The sequence below is a fragment of the Mesorhizobium sp. P2_E10 genome, assembly GCF_056404235.1.
The window spans coordinates 13,746-30,672 of the sequence record NZ_JBFUEK010000020.1 but is presented as its reverse complement, the minus strand read 5'-3'; the positions used below and the strand labels follow the sequence as shown (position 1 = coordinate 30,672).

Below are 16,927 nucleotides of genomic sequence, written 5' to 3'. Positions count from 1 at the left end.
GCGCTCCTAGAACGCGGATCCCGGCTTGACGCCGAGCTTGCGGAAGATAATGGCCGCCGGGCAGAAGCCGGTGAACGCCGACTGCAGCAGATTGAGCCCGACGAAGACGGTCAGCCAGACAAACAGCGGCGAGACAAAAGCAGTGAGCACGACGGATAGAAGCACCATGATGCCGGCGAAAGCGAGAACGGAACGGTCGAGGGACATCGTCATCTCCATTTGTATATGATCATATTTAGATATATGAATGTTATCGTTGACCGCAAGAGGCGGTGCCAGATTTTCCGCCGGCGATTTCGGGCCTTCGCCGCGCTCGCCAACCGCCGTTCGCAAAAAGCCCAGCCGCAGCGGCTTGCCCCGGTCAGGCTCCCGGGACATCCGCTGATACCTCGACCTTGATCTGCTTGAGCTTGTCGATGCCCAGTACCTGCAGCGCGAGGCGCTCGTAGAAGGGCTCGGACTTGCCGGTCCTGATCTTGTGCAGGAAATACTTCTCGAAGCCGACCTTTGCGGCGTGCACCCATTTGCCGGAGGACGACCAATTGACGTTGCGCGGCGGGATCTGTGGCTGCGCCACGAAGGCGACGCCGGAATCGCCGAAATCGGCGAGGCAGACCGCATTCCACGTGCCCTGGGCGTCGGGCTCCGCTCCCTTTACCAGCCGACCGATGTTGCGCGCCGTCGCCGTGACCATGGATTCGATCATGAAGCCGGTCTTGGGGACGCCCACCGGCACCGGCGTCTTGCCGATCGGCGGGATGGCAACGCAGACGCCGACCGCGAATATATCGGGGAAGGCCGGGTTGCGCTGGTGCTTGTCGACAAGGATGAAGCCGCGCGGGTTGGTGAGGCCCTCGATGTCGCGCACCGCCGCCACGCCACGGAAGGCTGGCAGCATCATGGCGTAGGTAAGCGGCAGCTCACGCGCCTGCCTGACCGAGCCGTCGTCGGCGATCTCCTGGACGAACATCTTGCCCGGCTCGACCTTGTCGACCTTGGCGTTGCAGATCCACTTGATGTGATGCTGGCGCATCTCGCTCTCGAGCAGCCCTTTGGTATCGCCGACGCCGTCGAGGCCGAGATGGCCGATATAGGGTTCCGAGGTGACGAAGGTCATGGGGACGCGATCGCGCACCTTGGCGTCGCGCAGCGCCTTGTCGAGGATGAAGGTGAATTCGTAGGCCGGCCCGAAACAGGACGCGCCCTGGACCGCACCGATGACGACCGGACCCGGTTTGGCGACGAGCGCGTCGAAGGCCGTTTTGGCCTTGAGCGCGTGATCGATGTGGCAGACCGACTGGGTGTTGTGCTCCGGCCCGAGGCCGTCGATCTCGTCGAAAGCAAGCTCGGGGCCGGTGGCGATCACCAGATAGTCATAGGCGACGGATGAGCCGTCGTTGAGTTCCACCGTGCGTTCGACCGGATGAACGCGCCTGGCTCCCTGCGAATGAAAACCAATGTTGCGCCGTGCCAGCACAGGAGCGAGGTCGATTTCGACGGCTTGCCTGTCGCGCCAGCCAACGGCGACCCAGGGATTGGACGGCACGAAGGAATAGTGGCTGCCGTTGTTGATGACGGAGACCTTGTGTGCTTTGGCCAGTTCGTCGCGAAGCTCGTAGGCCATGATGGTGCCTCCCAGTCCGGCACCCAAGACGACAACATGCGCCATGCTCTTTCCTCCTTTGCGGCGGCGCTTGCGGCGCGACACCGATGCTCCTGTTTCCTAGGCCCACGGAGCGGGATTGACCGATCCTGCGCCATCGCAGCCGACCGCGACTTGATGTGGGTCAAGCAGCTGCCCGCCTGGATTTGCCGTGAGGCATCAATCCTTCAGCTTGACAGGCGCCGGCATCGAACTATTATTATTTGTAAATCTTAATATGATAATGTGTTCATATGCGCAACATAAAAATCACAGAGCTAGGCAAGATGGCGCGGGACGCGTCCGAGCTGCTCGCGGCGATGGCCAACGAGAAGCGCCTGATGATCCTTTGTCATCTGCTGGACGGCGAGACGAGCGTCAACGAACTGGCCGAACTGGTCGATATGAATCAGTCAGCGCTTTCACAGCAACTTTCAAAACTGCGTGCGCTCAAACTCGTGGACACGCGCCGCGACGCCCAGCAGGTCTATTACCGGCTGGCCTCGACCGAGGTCGAGCTCATCCTGCAGACGCTCTACGGCATCTATTGCGATCCGGGGACAAGGACGGCGAAGATCAGGTCCAGGTGACTTCGCACCTCCGCCATGCCGAATGAGAAGCACCCGCTCACCGACCCTGGCGAACACATCCTGAGACGGTGTCCCCGCGTCGCGACTCAAACGGCCGCAATGCCAACAACATAGTTCTTCCCGTAGGCTTTGGCGCATTTCGGACACGTCGTGTAGAAGAAATAGACGTCGCCCGGCTCTGCGTTTCGATCGCGCGCAATCTGCCGCATTTCCTTATCCCAAGTCCTCGCCTGGCTAAACGGCCCCTCGAACACCTTCGTTATGAAGTCTCCACTCAGCGTGGTCATCTTCTCGTCGGGGACAGGCCTCGAAACCGCAAACAGATGCTCGCTGCTCCAGGGTGAGATGTCCCTGCTCAGCACGATGAACTGATCTTCGTCGGAAGCGCCAGCGTCTTCCATGTGCTTGCTAACGCGCGCGAACACGCTGCCCATGTTCATCGGGATATGCATGACGCTGTGGGTTGCAGCTTTGACGAAGCGCTTGTCCTTGAAGTGCAGTTCCTGGCTGTCCCAACCCTCGGGATTGAATCTGGGGCAGCAACCGGTTGTATTGACACTCGCATCGTATCGAGGAGTCTCATTCGTCTTCATGGCTATTCCCCGTTTGAACAGCCATCTGACGGGCAATGAGCCCAGCCATCATTGATCCTTGTCAAAACGCCCCTGAATCCTGATCGAAGCGCATCAAAGCGGCCGCCCTTGCTCCTCGACTGCCTTCAATCGGACCACTGAAACCGAGCAAAGGGCCTGTGCCACGACCTTGGTCGAGACGCTGCCGAGGTGCCGGCGGATTGCCGAGGATGCCCGGGCTCCAACGACGATATGTCCGACGTCGTTGTGCTCGGCGTAGTTGAGGATCGCATCGGCGGGGCTGACCGCCTCAAGCACATGATAGCTGATGCGGTCTTCCGGCAGATGCAGTGGATGGGCCCAATCCTTCAGCGCGACGAGCCGCTTCAAGTAGACTGAGCGCCCTGTTTCGTCGGTCGCCAGCGTATCGCCGATGATTTCGGTCTTCAGGACCGTCACGCAGGCCAGCCAGGAATCCTCGCGCGAGGCAAGCACGCGGGCGGTCTCGTTGAGAACCTCGCCTGCCAGCGCATCACTGCCATTGGCCAGATCGACTGCCGCGAGAACAATTGACGGTCCGGCCTGTGTCCTCGACGAGGTCGGCCTGCCGACACGCGTTCTGTCATCCGTTTTGCGAAACAACCTCGTTATCGAAGCCCAAACCCCTTCGTCCCGTGGCTTGCGCCTGGCAACCACGACCTGATCGGGGTTGCTGAGATCCGAAAGAACATGCGCCGCCTCGACATATCGTCGAGACCTGTCCACTTCCATGCAGCGCAGAATAATGGCTTCCAGCCACCGAGGAATGGTCTCGTTGATATCCCGCGGCAACCTAGGTGCATGATAGAGCCTGCGCTTCATCCCCGCGAAAGTGGCCGGCCGCCCGAACGGCTCCTCGCCCGTAGCCAGCTGATAGAGGATGCAGCCCAGTGCGAACAGGTCACTTGCAGGATCGGACCTCTCGCCTAGCACCTGTTCCGGCGAAATATAGGCGGCAGTGCCCATCGGCACGGAGCTTTCCGCGCCGAGAAGATCGGGAAGCTCCGCGTGGCGAGCGAGCCCGAAGTCGAGGAGCACCGCGCCGCGTTTGGTGAGAATGACGTTCTCTGGCTTGAGATCGAGATGTACGACCTTCTGCCGGTGCAGGGCGGCGAGCGCCGTCGCTATCTCGATGCCGATCCTTGCCACCTCGCCCACAGGCAGGGGTGCGCTACCGACGATATCTGCAAGGCCCTTCCCGGCCACGAACTCCATGGCTATGTAGGGAACCTGCGCCAGGCTGCCAGATGCCGCGAAACGCGGCACATGTGGTCCCGACAGGCGTTTCAGGATCAGCTCCTCCACCTCGAAACCGAGGATGACGGAAACATCCGCGCCCGGGTCGAGAAAAGGGATCTTCAGCACAAGCGGAAAGTCGTACAGCGTGTTGGTCGCCCGCCAAAGCGAGGCCATGCCGCCGGAGGGAAGCTTTTCGACCAGTTCGAAACCATCGATGACCGCGCCTGCCTCAAACCGTCGCATCAAATAGATCTCCTTGAAGCCTAGCGGCCGATCTTCAGCCGCATGCCAAGCCATCCAGGCAGGCCGGCGGCGTGGATCTTGCGGGCTGTTTCTTCGTGATCATAGGGAACGCGAACCATCGTGACCTCTTGCCGCTGCGTGTCGACAAGAACAAAGCACGCCGCCGGGTTGCCGTCGCGCGGTTGGCCGACCGCGCCGGCGATCACGAGGTGCCGTCTCATCTCCGACAGGGGTGCGGCGACATTGTCATGCGGCTGAAAATGCATCGGCCGGCGACCGGGCAGCGCGTAGTAGATGGCGGGAATGTGGGTGTGGCCGCAGAAAACGAAGCGGGCGTCGCTTGCCGAAAGGCAGCGTTCCGCTGCGTCCACGTCGCGTATATACGGCCACTTTCCCGGTCGCTCCGCACTTGCGTGCACATACAGGCGGTCTTCGGATTGCAGCGACAGCGGCAATCGCGCCAGGAAATCGAGATGCGCCGAAGCGATGCGTTTATGAGTCCACTGGACGGCGAACCGCGCATTCTCGGTCATATTGCTTAGGTTCAGCGCCACTGCTTCGTCGTGGTTGCCCATGATGCAAAGCGCGCCGTCAGCCATCAGATGGGCGGCCTTCTCGATCACATAGATAGGATCGGGGCCGTAGCCGACGAGATCACCGAGCAATACCAACTCGTCTGGACTACCGCGTTCGTGAACAGCTTCCAGGACCGCGTCGAGCGCCTCGCGATTGGCATGGATGTCAGACAGGATCGCGATGCGCATTCAACCTTGTCCCAGAGATTGGCAAAACATGGCAAGGCGCGTGCCGCGATTGATTTGATACGGCGGCATCGCGATCATTGGGGACGGCTAAGGCAACGTGCCGTCTCTTTGGGGTGGCGCAACATGGCTGAGTGACGCCGAGTCTGCTTCAGCGTTTGCCGTCGCGCCTTTGGAAACCAGGCGCATGACAAAGACGAAGTATCCGACCTGCAGAACGACCAAGTCGATAATCGCCCAGCCCAGCGCTGTCCAGACCGAGCCCGTTGCCGCGTAGGTCCACACCGCGACGATGGTCGAGGTGACAAACATTCCCACCACAAACTGCGGAAGATACATCGCTACCCACCAGCCGTTCCGATGCAAGAATTCGAAACGACTCCCTATTGCTGTCGCCCAAAGCGAAGGAGGACTTACGCGACCGGCGCGCCTGGACACTTGATGTAGATCAACAATCCGCACGACTAGGTAGTTTCCCGTAGGGATATAACCGAATTTCGCGACATGCGGATTCGCGCGATTGCTGTGCCACGGATCAACCGGGAAAACAGCCATGCACGCCTACACGAGCTCCAGAATTTCACTGCCCTCGCATTCTGTGCAGCCAAGCCTGCCGGACGCGTTCGACCCGACGCCGCTGCAGCCAGTGAGCTTTTTTCCTGCCGGCGCGGAAATCTATGCCCAGGGCGAGAAGGCTGGGGCCCTCTATCAGGTCGAGTTCGGCGCCGTGCGCATCTACCGTCTGCTTGCCGACGGTCGCCGGCAGATCAGCGCCTTTCACCTCGCCGGTGAAACATTCGGGTTCGAGGCAGACGCAACACATCATTTCTTCGCAGAGGCAATCAACGCCACAGCTGTTCGCGTTTTGCGGCTCACTGCCGGGGCGGACATGTCCCGCCAACTATTGCCCTTGGCGCTGAAGGGTTTGACCCGCGCGCAGGAGCATCTGCTGGTTCTCGGCCGCCAGAACGCCATCGAACGCGTCGCCGCTTTCCTGGTCGACATGGCAGAGCGGCAGGGCGGGTTGCGGCAAGTCGAACTGCCAATGTCGCGTATGGACATCGGCGACTATCTCGGCCTCACGATCGAGACCGTGTCGCGGGTCTTCACCCGGCTGAAGGACAAGGGCGTCATCCGCCTGCTCAACCTGCGCAGCATCGAAATCGTCGAGCAGGAGGTGTTGCAGATCATGGGCGAATGAGGGCGCCTGCCTGCGCAAGAGAGACGACAATGACGCCGCAGAACCGCCCCCAGCTCAAGGACCAGATGACGATGGACAACACACTTACCACCCATACCGGCTTTCGCTTCGAAGTGCGCGGCGCGCGCCTTGAAGATGAGCCGACGCTGGCCGAGTTCTTCACTCATGTGACCCCGGACGACCTGCGCTTCCGCTTTCTCGGCGCTGTGAAGGAAGTCTCGCATGATCGGCTGGTGGCGATGACGCGCTCAGACGACGCCCATATCCACAATTTTCTGGCGTTCTCGACGGACGGGATGCTGATCGCGGTTGCGACGCTGGCAAGCGATCGAGCCGATCGAAACGGCGAGGTTGCGATCTGCATTCGCCAGGATCGCAAGCATTTGGGCGTTGGCTGGGAGCTGCTCACCTATATTGCGAAATATGCCGAGGAACTCGGCCTCAAAGCGATCGAGTCGATCGAGAGCCGTGAAAACCGTGCTGCGATCGAGGTCGAGCGCGACATGGGTTTCACCGTCACGACCGATCCCGACGATGCAACGCTTGTCCTGGTTCGGCGGGAGCTGGGGGCGCGGTCAGCCGCCTAGCTACCGCGGTCCCTTTCGGTCACAGGCAAGATGACAAGTCATCGTGCAAGACATGCGATCAATCGCTAGTTGCCCCAAGGCGCCACCTCGGGAACCTGCGGAGGGCGGCACGCCGCCTCACGCAGCGCTAGGGCCTTCTTGAGTATCCGCGCCTCACGTAAGGGCGACGGCCCGTTGTACGGTACAAGCAGCCCGACCAACTCTTCTTCATCACCATCCCCAGAACTTAGTTTCGCCGGCGAGCGCCTGGCGTGCCGGGGCGGTTATAAGTCATCTGCCCAAATGCCAATACGGCCGAAAAGAACACGAAGGCGAGGACCACAGAGGTTATGATTACGGTCGATTCGATAGGCATGCGAGCTTCTCCATTTATGAGAAAGCTAAGCCGAGCCGCGTTTCGTTGCCTTGATCCAAGTCAACAGGCCGAAGCGCTGGTATTGTGATGGATTATCGGAGCATTGCCTCGAACTGGCGCCCGCGCGCGGGCGTTCATCGCTGGATTGGCCGCCAGATGAAGGGGTGGTCGACGAGCTAGATCAACCCGCACCCGCTTCAGAAGGTGAGCATCTCCGTGGCTACGGCTCTTTCTTCATCCGCTGGAATGACAAGGACATCGACGCGGGAATTCGCAGTGCTGACCACCTCCTCGCCTCCTCGGTTCCGCTCCTCGTCGAGACCGACTCCGAGCCAGGCGGCGCCCACGCTGATCCTCTGCCGGATCAACGGCGCGTTTTCGCCAATGCCGGCAGTGAACACCAGCGTTTCCAGTCCTCCCATGGCAGCGGCCAGCGATCCTATCTCGCGTCCGATGCGATAAACGAAGAGGTCGACAGCCTCGGCGGCGGCGGGATCGTCTGAGCCGATCAGCGTTCGCATGTCACCAGATATTCCAGACACACCGAGCAGACCGGATTGCTCGTAGAGAAGCGTGACCAGTTCTCCCGCAGACATCCGCCGCTCCTGCAGCAAGTGGAGGATGACCCCCGGGTCGAGCGCGCCGCAACGCGTGCTCATCATCAGGCCGTCCAGGGTCGAAAACCCCATCGTCGTCGCAACACTTCGTCCGGCATCCATGGCGCACAGGCTGGCGCCGCTTCCGAGATGGGCGACGATCGTGCGTCCGCCGGCGCGAGCGCCGTAACGATCGTGCAGCTTTGCAGCGATATTGCTGTAGGACAGCCCATGAAAGCCATAGGACACGATGCCCGCGTCAGTCATCGCGCGTGGCAGCGCGTAGATTTTGGCTAACTCCGGCCGGCCTGAATGAAACGCCGTATCGAAGCACCCTATCTGCAGGGCCTGCGGCAGGAGGTCCGCGGCCATCGCGACAATCTCGAGATTGATCCGTTGGTGGATGGGCGCCATCGGCTCGAGCAGGCGGAGGGCTTTGAGAGTGCGTTCATCGAGCAGCGTCGCTTCCGTGAAGTCACGGCCGCCGTGAACGATCCTGTGTCCCACTCTGTCGATGCGGCGCAGGAGATCGTTTTCGGCGAGCACGCAGCTAACCGCCGCTAACGCCTTGTCCATATCGATCGGTGCTTCGCCCAGGCTCCTGTCGATCCTGGACCTGCCGGCCGCAGCCTCGACGCGCAGCCGTGGTTGATGGCCGAGAGAGGAGACATTGCCGCGCAGCAGTAACGGAAGTTGGTCACGTCCTTCGAAGACGGCGAACTTCAGGCTCGAAGAACCACCGTTCAGGACAAGGATCGCATCGGTCATGAAGCCATCCGAAATGTTTCCACCCTAAGGATGGGCATCCGATCAGGCTGGACGCTTTGGCACCGCATCAGCATCCTGCCCCCATTTCCAGTCAAGGATCTCCGGCATATCCTGCCCATGCGCGCGGATATAGGCCCGGTGTTCTAACAGCTTGCCGTCCATCGCCTGCTTCAGCGCGACCCGGACGCTTTTGAGGCGCGGAACCCAGTCGAGGACGCTTTGGACGATATGAAAGCGGTCGAGCCCGTTCAGCACCGTCATGTCGAAGGGCGTCGTGGTCGTGCCCTCCTCATTGTAGCCGCGCACATGGATGTTGTCGTGGTTGGTGCGACGATAGGTCAGGCGATGGATGGTCCAGGGATAGCCGTGATAGGCGAAGATGACGGGCTTGTCGGCGGTGAACAACGCATCGAACTCGCGATCCGACAGACCGTGCGGATGATATTCCTTTGGCTGAAGAGTCATCAGGTCGACGACATTGACCACCCTGATCCTGAGATCTGGAACCTGTTGCCTGAGGATCTGCACTGCGGCCAACGTTTCGAGGGTCGGGACGTCGCCGGCGCAAGCCATCACGACGTCGGGCTCAGCCCCATCGTCCGTTGACGCCCAGTCCCATATGCCGATCCCTGCCCGGCAGTGAACGATCGCCTGGTTCATCGACAGCCACTGCCATGACGGCGGCTTGCCGGCGACGATGACGTTGATGCGGTTCCAGGTCTGCAGCACATGGTCGGTCACGCACAGCAAGGTGTTGGCGTCCGGTGGCAGGTAAACGCGCACGACGTCGGCCTTCTTGTTGAGGGCGACGTCGATGAAGCCAGGGTCCTGATGGCTGAAGCCGTTGTGCTCCTGATGCCAGACATGGCTGGACAACAGATAATTCAGCGATGCGATCGGCCGCCGCCACGGGATATCGCGGCAGGCATCCAGCCATTTCGCGTGCTGATTGAACATGGAATCGACGATGTGGATGAACGCCTCGTAGCAGGAAAACAGGCCATGGCGCCCGGTGAGCAGATAGCCCTCCAACCAACCCTGACAGGTGTGCTCGGAGAGGATTTCGAGAACCCGGCCATCGCGCCCGAGATGAACGTCTTCGGGCAGGATCTTTTCCATCCAGCCACGCTCGGTCACTTCAAACACGTCCTGAAGTCGGTTCGAGGCAGTTTCGTCCGGGCCGACGATGCGGAAGTTCTTCGAGGCCTCGTTCAACTGCATGACATCCCGCAGGAAACTGCCCATGACCCGCGTCGACTCAGCCTTGAGGGCGCCAGGGCGCTCGAGCGCAATGGCGTGGTCATGCAACGCCGGTAGATCGAGAGACCTGCGCAGCAAGCCGCCATTGGCATGCGGGTTGGCGCTCATACGTCTCGTCGTCTGGGGTGCTGTGGCACGGATCGCGGCGACAGGAGCGCCGGTGGCGTCGAACAGCTCCTCGGGCCGGTAGCTTTTCAGCCATTCCTCGAGCAGCTTGAGATGCGCGGGGTTTTCCGCAAGGCCAGACAAGGGAACCTGGTGCGAGCGCCAGAAGCCCTCGGTCTTCAGACCGTCGACCTCTTTCGGTCCCGTCCAGCCCTTGGGGCTGCGCAGCACGATCATTGGCCATTTTGGTCGTGACGCGGTGGCAGCAGGTCCGTTGCGTGCGGCATGCTGGATAGAATGTATCCTATCTAACGCATCGTCGAGTGCGCTCGCCATTCGCTCGTGCATCAGCGCCGGCTCGTGGCCTTCCACGAACAGCGGCTCATAGCCGTAGCCGGCAAACAGGGCGCGCAATTCGTCTTCGGGAATGCGGGCCAGAATGGTTGGATTGGCGATCTTGTAGCCGTTGAGATGCAGGATCGGCAGCACTGCCCCGTCACGCGCCGGGTTGAGGAATTTGTTGGAATGCCACGCAGCCGCCAGTGGTCCCGTTTCAGCCTCGCCGTCACCCACGACACAGGCGACCACAAGATCCGGATTGTCAAAGGCCGCGCCATAGGCGTGCGAAAGCGAGTAGCCCAACTCGCCGCCCTCGTGGATCGAGCCGGGCACATCCGGTGCTGCATGGCTCGGTATGCCGCCGGGAAACGAAAACTGCCGGAACAGCTTGCGCATCCCCTGCTCGTCCATAGCAATGTCGGGATTGAGCTCGCTGTAGGTGCCTTCCAGATAGGTATTCGCCACCATTGCCGGGCCGCCATGACCGGGGCCGCAGACATAGATCACATTTGCGTCCCTGAGCCGGATCGCGCGATTGAGGTGCGCGTAGATGAAACTCAGACCTGGCGACGTTCCCCAGTGCCCGAGCAGACGCGGCTTAACGTGCTCCAGCCGCAACGGTTCGCGCAGCAGCGGATTGTCGAGAAGGTAGATCTGGCCAATCGTCAGATAGTTGGCAGCGCGCCAGTAGGCATCGATATCGCGCAACTCGTGATCGGACAAACGTTTGGTGTTGATCGTTGGTGCCGAACGTTCGGTCATCTTCATTTGACTCCATTGCTCATTTTGCGAAAGCCGCGGATTGCGCCTCAGCCATGGGCACCAACGCGTCGTTCGCCTTTCGGTTCATCACAGCTCGGTCCGACGGTCCGCTGCTGCATCGATCAGATCCTGCCGCGTCCTGCGGTCCGATGGTGTCTGCCCCCCGATAGTGCTCGTGCAGTATGCGCGATGGGCGTTCGCGCTGGGTCGGAACCGCAGTCAGAACTTGCATCAGTTGTCAGGTTTTCAGCCGCTCCCGCCAGAAATGTTTCAGCAACTCAAGGCAGACCAGTACTGCCAACCCGGCCGCAAACGTCACGGCGAGATCGTCCAGGTGGAGCGGTCCGAACTGGAAGAGACCACTCGCGAGCGGCCATAGAAGCGTCCCGCCCAGCGCTAGAGCAACCATCACGACGACCAAAGCGAGCGATGGATTTGGTCGGAATAACGCAGTCAGCAGCAACTGGCTGAACGTACGGTTGACGAAAATCAGCCCAACGATCGTCAGCACCAGCGAGAAGAACGTCAGGGCTCGAATCTCGTCTTCCGGCATTCCCCAGTGCAAGGCGAAGAGGAAGATGCCCGCGACAAGCGCGAATGCCAGCAGGCCCTGCACAACGCTCCACGCGATCAGCGAGCGCGAAAAGAGCGCCGCTTCCGGATCCCGCGGCGGACGCTTCATCGTGTCGTCTTCTTCGGTTTCAGCTTCAAAGACCAATGAGCAGACCGGATCGATCACCATCTCCAGAAAGGCAATGTGAATTGGCCCGAACAGGATAGGAAGCCCAAACACCAGTGGAAGCAGGGCTAGCCCGGCGATCGGCACGTGAACGGCAAGAATGAAGCCCATTGCCTTGCGCAAGTTGTCGTAGATGCGGCGACCCAGCCGGATGGCTTTGACTATCGACCCGAAGTCGTCGTCGAGGAGGACGATGGAGGACGCCTCCCGCGCGACATCCGTGCCGCGACCGCCCATGGCAATGCCAATGTTTGCGGCTTTCAGCGACGGAGCATCGTTGACGCCGTCTCCGGTCATGGCGACAATCTCGCCATTGGCCTTCAAGGCTCTGACGATTGCCAATTTCTGTTCGGGCATGATCCGCGCGAAAACCGCTGCGGTTTTCACGCGCGCCGCCAGGGCCGCGTCATCCAGTGTCTTGAGCTCGTCGCCGGTAACGACATCGTCAAAATCGAGCCCGGCCTGACTGGCTATTGCTCTCGCGGTCGCGGGATAGTCCCCTGTAATCATGATCACTCTGATTCCGGCGGAGCGGCAATTGCTTACCGCTTCCGGAACCCCTGAACGCAGGGGATCGGCAAGTCCGACGAGGCCCATGAACTCGAAATCGAAACCAGTCTGCTTGTCCGGCAGTTGATCGCCAGGATGGCTGGAACGCGCCACGCCTAAGACGCGCAGTCCTTCCGTTGCCATGGCGTCCACAACCTCCTTGACCGAAGCAACACGCTCGGCAGGTAGACGACAGAGTGCCGCGATGGCCTCCGGCGACCCTTTGGCGGCAATCATGCAGTCGCCGCTTCCAGCCGACGATTGCCATGCATTCGACATCGCTAACAATTCAGGGCGCAACCCGTAGGCGCGGGTCAGTTTCCGATCAGCGCTGTCTGCGCGCTTGGGCAAGTGCTCCTGCGCGAGTTTGTGAAATGCCCTTTCCATCGGATCAAAGGGAACCTCGGCACTGGCAAGCACGCCGACCTCGACCAACGCCCCAAATGCCGCCGGCATCTCTGTGTTTGAGTTGTTCGGCAGGCGAAACAGTTCGCCATCGGGCGTTCTCAGTTCTGCAATTGTCATGCGGTTCTCGGTCAGCGTTCCGGTCTTGTCGGTGCAAAGGACCGTTGCCGAGCCAAGCGTCTCGATCGCTGCCGCACGACGGGTGAGCACGCGTGCCTGCGAGATGCGCCATGCGCCCATGGCCATGAAGATTGTCAGCACCATGGGAAACTCCTCGGGCAGCATCGACATGCCGAGCGCAATACCCGCCAACACCGCATCGAGCCATCCGCCGCGCAGCAGGCCATAAAGCATGACCGCGAGAACACTGACCGCGCCGCCGACCAGTGCGAAGATGGCGACAAGGCGTTTTGTCTGGCGCTGCAAGCGGGGTGCTTCGGTCTCCATGGTGCTAAGCGATTGCCCGATTGCACCGATTTGGCTGAGCGGCCCGGTTGCCAGAACCTCACCGATGCCTGAACCGCGAACCACGAGTGATCCGGAAAATGCGAAAGGCAGGTCGTCACCCCCCGGCCGGCGTTCGGCTGGCAGATCGCCTTCCCTGGCCGCAATCTTGCGCACCGGCACTGATTCGCCTGTCAGCAAGGACTCATCGGTCTGGATATCCCGGCACTGTATGAGCAAGATATCGGCCGGAACCCGATCCCCCTCGCCCAGCACGACGGTATCGCCGCGCACCACCTCGCGACCTGCAATCCGCTTGCGCTCGCCATCGCGTATCACCAGGGCGCGCGGACTTGTCAGGTCGCGCAATGCCTCGAGAACACGCTCCGTCCGCGACTCCTGAACGATGGTAATCCCCACCGACAAGGTGGCAAATGCAAGCAGGATCAACGCCTCCTGAAGATCGCCAAGGAGCAGGTAAACGCAGCCTCCGCCCAACAGCAGGGCAAGCATCGGCTCGCGCACGACCTCGATAGCAATTCGCAAGGGCGTCCGACGGTTGGATCTGGGCAACTCGTTGAACCCTTCGGTGACAAGCCTAGCCCGCGCTTCGGCCTCGCTGAGGCCGGTCAAGGGTACGGTCGATGAGGTGGCTTGAGACATTTAGGCTTTCTTCCATCGCCAGCGCGCATGTTCCGGTGCGCCGTCAGGTCACTTTGCTCAGGTGCTACTGCCATCGGTGTCGAGCGCCCTGCGCATGCGCCGGATCACCGCTGCGCGGCTCTTCTCGTCGGCCGCGGCGCTGACCGCCTCGTTCACGTCCAGGAGAAGTTTTGAAAGGTCATTGTGCCAGTCGAGGCGGGCAATCTTTTCCGGCCTCAAACGGTGGGGCTCGTTAACCTCGACCGGCACACTACGACCGGGGGTCAATTGGAAAGCATCGTCCAGCCTCGGGATGATGATCTTGTCGTCGGATATCAGTCCTGCAAGCCTTCCACGCAAGCCACCTAGCCCAGTCTCCTCTCCATGCGTCAGGAATACCTGCTGCCTCACCGGAGTTCGGGCCTTGAGCCAGGAGACCAGTTCGCTGGCGTCGGCGTGGCCGGAATAAAGGTCGAACAGCCTGATACGTGCCTTGACCTCGACTTCCTCACCCTGGATGCGCACGCGCTGCGCGCCGTCGAGCAGGATCCTGCCGAGCGACCCCTGGGCCTGATATCCGGCCATCATGACCGTGGCGTTCCTGCGCCAGAGATTGGCCTTGAGATGATGACGGATGCGCCCTGCATCGCACATGCCGCTGGCGGCGATCACCACGAAGAACCCGGTGAGGCGGTTGATGGCCTTGCTCTGTTCCACTGTCTCGGTGAAGCGCAGCTCCTTCGAGTTGAGGGCCAGGCGCAGCACGTCACCCTGTTCGATCTCGTTGGCATGGCGCTCAAAAATCGCACTGGCGCGTGTCGCCAGCGGCGAGTCGACAAAGACCGGGGCTGACGGCACCTCCCCCGCTTGCATGAGCAAATACAGGTCGACCAGCAGTTCTTGCGTCCTCTCGACAGCGAAGGACGGAATGATGAGGGGGCCGCCAGCCTCAGCGGCGCCGCGCACGATGTCACTGAGCTGGGATCGCCGCTGTTCGGGCGAAACGTCCGGCCGGTCGCGGTCGCCATAGGTCGATTCGCAGATCAGATAGTCAACGCCGGCTGGCCCCTCGGGATCGGTTTGAAGCAGCTTATGGCCTGGGCCGATGTCGCCCGAAAATATGATGCGCAACGGCGCGTCGTGTCGCTCGATCTCGAGCTCCACCGACGCCGAACCAAGCAGGTGACCAGCGTTCCAGAAGCGAGCGCGAAGGCCTTCTGCGATCGTGGTCCATTCGCCATATTCCAAAGCCCGGAACAAGGTCATGCACGCGGCGGCATCCTGGTGGCTGTAGATCGGCTCAACGGGCGGACGTCCACGCTGCGCGTTTCGACGATTCAGGTGCTCGACCTCCATTTCCTGGATATGCGCCGAATCCGGCAGCATGACCGAGCAAAGATCGATGGAGGCGCGGGTCGTATGGATGGGACCAGAAAAGCCCTGTTTGACCAGTTTCGGCAAAAGGCCGCTGTGATCAAGATGCGCGTGCGTCAGGATGACAGCGTCAATCGCGTCCGGGGGAAACGGGAACGCACCGTAGTTCAATTCCCGTTCGGACTTCGATCCCTGAAACAGGCCGCAGTCGATGAGGATGCGCGAATGCGGCGTCTCGATTTCATAACATGAGCCGGTGACGCCATGGGCTGCGCCGTGGAAACGCAGGATAGGATCCGTGCCGCCTCTCATCTCGCCGCGACCTAATGCGACAGGAGGACTGGCAGGCGCAGATCCGCGAGAATGCCTTCGGTGGCACCGCCAAGCACGAAGTCCCTGACGCGGGAGTGGCCGTATCCGCCCATGACAAGCAGGTTGCCGCCGATCTTGAGAGCATGCTCCTGAAGCGCTGTTCCGATCGAACTGTCCCCTGCCTGGATAGAGACAGCCTCGGCAACCAGACCACGCGTCCTCAAGCCCAGTGCAAGGCGTTCGCCGATGCCCTGCCCCGGAAGCGGCTTTTCGTCGGTCACGGTCAAAACGGTGACCCTCGAGGCACGTTCAAGAAAAGCCCGCGCGTCGGCAACAGCCCGTGCGGCCACACGGCTGCCGTCCCAGGCGATAACGACATGTCCAAGCACGCCAACGTCCGTGGAGTCGGGAAGAAGCAGGGTCGGTCGACCCGAGCCGAACAGGATCGCCTCGGCTATCATTCGCGCCGCTTGGTTGGCCGGTGCCCAGCCGACCAGGCAAACATCGAAATAGCGCGCATGCTCCGCGGCAACATCGCCCATCAAGGCCGGTGGTGCTGTTAACTCCTGCCTGCTGAGGGTCACATCCGCATGCGCGGCCTCCTGGACAACTGCCTCGAGCAGATCCCTGCCACGCTTGCGACTGGTCGCCTCGACCTCTTGGATCTTGTAGGGAAGATCCAGCAAGTAATTTGAGAGCGCGTTCGAGACATCGGGGATGTCGACATCGATGGCAACAGCATGAAGCGATGCGTCGATCTGCTTGACGAGAGCGACCGCGTTCGCCGCGATTTTCGAGGAGTTCGCGTCTGGATAGGTCGCCAGACAGAGAGATGCCATAAGCTTCATCGGATTTCGCCTCCATTGCGGCAAGGCCAGACGCCGTCTTTCATTTGTAGTCACAAGGGACGAGTGTAGTCACAAGGGACAAGGCGAGCTTTGATTCACCGCAAATGCGTCTCCGCTAGATGATGGGCGCGCTGATGTTTGAATTGCCGCGCCGTCGAAAGCCCTGAGGGTGGCCAAGCACAATCGCTTCAAGGTGACTTTGCCCCGAGCGATTGACATAACGTGCCGCATACTCCGGCGACCCTACGGATCACGCGGGGTCGCGTCTCATTTTTGTGCCTGGGACCCTGAAAATTCATCGCTGAATTCTTCAGTATTGTAATACTTTCCCCTGTCTCCAAGAGTGGCTTGCGTGGCGAGTTCACTGCAACGTACGGAGCGCCTGACGTCTGTTTTACCCTCGTTCGTCGGATGATCGAAGCGCAAGCACGCATCGAAGGACTTTGCTATTCGGCTTGCCACCCCAATTCGCGGGACGGCTATTGCGACGAGTGCAAGGCTCCGAACCACGCGCTTCGACATCGCTCAAGACAGAGGCTCTGGGGCCGTATTCCC

General features: G+C 60.9%; 14 protein-coding genes. 3 read left to right on the top strand and 11 right to left on the bottom strand.

What is annotated here, in order from left to right; genetic code table 11:
• Positions 1-6 precede the first annotated feature (6 nt).
• Together AC1D0N_RS28650 and AC1D0N_RS28645 are read right to left on the bottom strand one after the other, a co-directional pair.
• Positions 7-207 (bottom strand): YgaP family membrane protein, encoded by a 201-nt coding sequence (locus AC1D0N_RS28650; protein WP_477249634.1) that lies wholly within the window; start codon positions 205-207, stop codon positions 7-9.
• 154 nt (positions 208-361) lie between these two features.
• On the bottom strand, positions 362-1,669 hold the full coding sequence (locus tag AC1D0N_RS28645) for an NAD(P)/FAD-dependent oxidoreductase (protein ID WP_477249632.1): 1,308 nt from the start codon (positions 1,667-1,669) through the stop codon (positions 362-364).
• Between the two features lie 227 nt (positions 1,670-1,896).
• Here AC1D0N_RS28645 and AC1D0N_RS28640 point away from each other — a divergent pair, with 227 nt between their 5' ends.
• Positions 1,897-2,232 carry an ArsR/SmtB family transcription factor gene (locus AC1D0N_RS28640; RefSeq protein WP_477249630.1) on the top strand — a complete coding sequence of 112 codons (336 nt, stop codon included), beginning with the start codon at positions 1,897-1,899 and terminating at the stop codon, positions 2,230-2,232.
• A gap of 86 nt (positions 2,233-2,318) precedes the next feature.
• On the opposite strand, the gene AC1D0N_RS28635 is transcribed toward AC1D0N_RS28640, so the two are convergent.
• The 4 genes from AC1D0N_RS28635 to AC1D0N_RS28620 all read right to left on the bottom strand — a co-directional run bounded on the left by AC1D0N_RS28635 (position 2,319) and on the right by AC1D0N_RS28620 (position 5,425).
• Positions 2,319-2,825: a hydrolase gene (locus tag AC1D0N_RS28635; RefSeq protein ID WP_477249628.1), complete on the bottom strand. Its 507-nt coding sequence runs from the start codon at positions 2,823-2,825 to the stop codon at positions 2,319-2,321.
• A gap of 93 nt (positions 2,826-2,918) precedes the next feature.
• Positions 2,919-4,325, bottom strand: coding sequence for a protein kinase domain-containing protein (locus AC1D0N_RS28630; protein ID WP_477249627.1), 1,407 nt, complete (start codon positions 4,323-4,325; stop codon positions 2,919-2,921).
• A 20-nt stretch (positions 4,326-4,345) separates the two neighbouring features.
• Positions 4,346-5,089: a metallophosphoesterase family protein gene (locus AC1D0N_RS28625; RefSeq protein ID WP_477249625.1), complete on the bottom strand. Its 744-nt coding sequence runs from the start codon at positions 5,087-5,089 to the stop codon at positions 4,346-4,348.
• Positions 5,090-5,176: 87 nt separating this feature from the next.
• Positions 5,177-5,425 (bottom strand): exopolysaccharide production repressor protein, encoded by a 249-nt coding sequence (locus AC1D0N_RS28620; protein WP_477249623.1) that lies wholly within the window; start codon positions 5,423-5,425, stop codon positions 5,177-5,179.
• 214 nt (positions 5,426-5,639) lie between these two features.
• On the opposite strand from AC1D0N_RS28620, the gene AC1D0N_RS28615 reads away from it, so the two are divergent.
• Entirely contained in the window at positions 5,640-6,287 is a 648-nt protein-coding gene (locus AC1D0N_RS28615) for a helix-turn-helix domain-containing protein (RefSeq protein ID WP_477249621.1), read from the top strand.
• A gap of 71 nt (positions 6,288-6,358) precedes the next feature.
• Positions 6,359-6,874, top strand: coding sequence for an N-acetyltransferase family protein (locus AC1D0N_RS28610; protein WP_477249699.1), 516 nt, complete (start codon positions 6,359-6,361; stop codon positions 6,872-6,874).
• Positions 6,875-7,426: 552 nt separating this feature from the next.
• Here the strand turns inward: AC1D0N_RS28610 and AC1D0N_RS28605 are convergent.
• The 5 genes from AC1D0N_RS28605 to AC1D0N_RS28585 form a co-directional block, all read right to left on the bottom strand.
• Positions 7,427-8,593, bottom strand: a complete 1,167-nt coding sequence (locus tag AC1D0N_RS28605) for an acetate/propionate family kinase (protein ID WP_477249619.1) — start codon at positions 8,591-8,593, stop codon at positions 7,427-7,429.
• 42 nt (positions 8,594-8,635) lie between these two features.
• Entirely contained in the window at positions 8,636-11,059 is a 2,424-nt protein-coding gene (locus AC1D0N_RS28600; protein WP_477249617.1) for a phosphoketolase family protein, read from the bottom strand.
• A gap of 238 nt (positions 11,060-11,297) precedes the next feature.
• Complete coding sequence (locus AC1D0N_RS28595; RefSeq protein WP_477249615.1) at positions 11,298-13,859, bottom strand: cation-translocating P-type ATPase; 2,562 nt, start codon at positions 13,857-13,859, stop codon at positions 11,298-11,300.
• Between the two features lie 57 nt (positions 13,860-13,916).
• Positions 13,917-15,524, bottom strand: a complete 1,608-nt coding sequence (locus AC1D0N_RS28590; RefSeq protein ID WP_477249613.1) for an MBL fold metallo-hydrolase — start codon at positions 15,522-15,524, stop codon at positions 13,917-13,919.
• 11 nt (positions 15,525-15,535) lie between these two features.
• Positions 15,536-16,396: a universal stress protein gene (locus AC1D0N_RS28585; RefSeq protein ID WP_477249611.1), complete on the bottom strand. Its 861-nt coding sequence runs from the start codon at positions 16,394-16,396 to the stop codon at positions 15,536-15,538.
• Positions 16,397-16,927: the final 531 nt, after the last annotated feature.

Bases quoted from the DNA above. Each gene is read 5' to 3' on its own strand.
- AC1D0N_RS28630 (WP_477249627.1), bottom strand. From the start codon at position 4,325: ATGCGACGGTTTGAGGCAGGCGCGGTCATCGATGGTTTCGAACTGGTC.
- AC1D0N_RS28595 (WP_477249615.1), bottom strand. From the start codon at position 13,859: ATGTCTCAAGCCACCTCATCGACCGTACCCTTGACCGGCCTCAGCGAG.
- AC1D0N_RS28600 (WP_477249617.1), bottom strand. From the start codon at position 11,059: ATGACCGAACGTTCGGCACCAACGATCAACACCAAACGTTTGTCCGAT.
- AC1D0N_RS28605 (WP_477249619.1), bottom strand. From the start codon at position 8,593: ATGACCGATGCGATCCTTGTCCTGAACGGTGGTTCTTCGAGCCTGAAG.
- AC1D0N_RS28640 (WP_477249630.1), top strand. From the start codon at position 1,897: ATGCGCAACATAAAAATCACAGAGCTAGGCAAGATGGCGCGGGACGCG.
- AC1D0N_RS28610 (WP_477249699.1), top strand. From the start codon at position 6,359: ATGGACAACACACTTACCACCCATACCGGCTTTCGCTTCGAAGTGCGC.
- AC1D0N_RS28635 (WP_477249628.1), bottom strand. From the start codon at position 2,825: ATGAAGACGAATGAGACTCCTCGATACGATGCGAGTGTCAATACAACC.
- AC1D0N_RS28625 (WP_477249625.1), bottom strand. From the start codon at position 5,089: ATGCGCATCGCGATCCTGTCTGACATCCATGCCAATCGCGAGGCGCTC.
- AC1D0N_RS28615 (WP_477249621.1), top strand. From the start codon at position 5,640: ATGCACGCCTACACGAGCTCCAGAATTTCACTGCCCTCGCATTCTGTG.
- AC1D0N_RS28590 (WP_477249613.1), bottom strand. From the start codon at position 15,524: ATGAGAGGCGGCACGGATCCTATCCTGCGTTTCCACGGCGCAGCCCAT.
- AC1D0N_RS28650 (WP_477249634.1), bottom strand. From the start codon at position 207: ATGTCCCTCGACCGTTCCGTTCTCGCTTTCGCCGGCATCATGGTGCTT.
- AC1D0N_RS28620 (WP_477249623.1), bottom strand. From the start codon at position 5,425: ATGTATCTTCCGCAGTTTGTGGTGGGAATGTTTGTCACCTCGACCATC.
- AC1D0N_RS28645 (WP_477249632.1), bottom strand. From the start codon at position 1,669: ATGGCGCATGTTGTCGTCTTGGGTGCCGGACTGGGAGGCACCATCATG.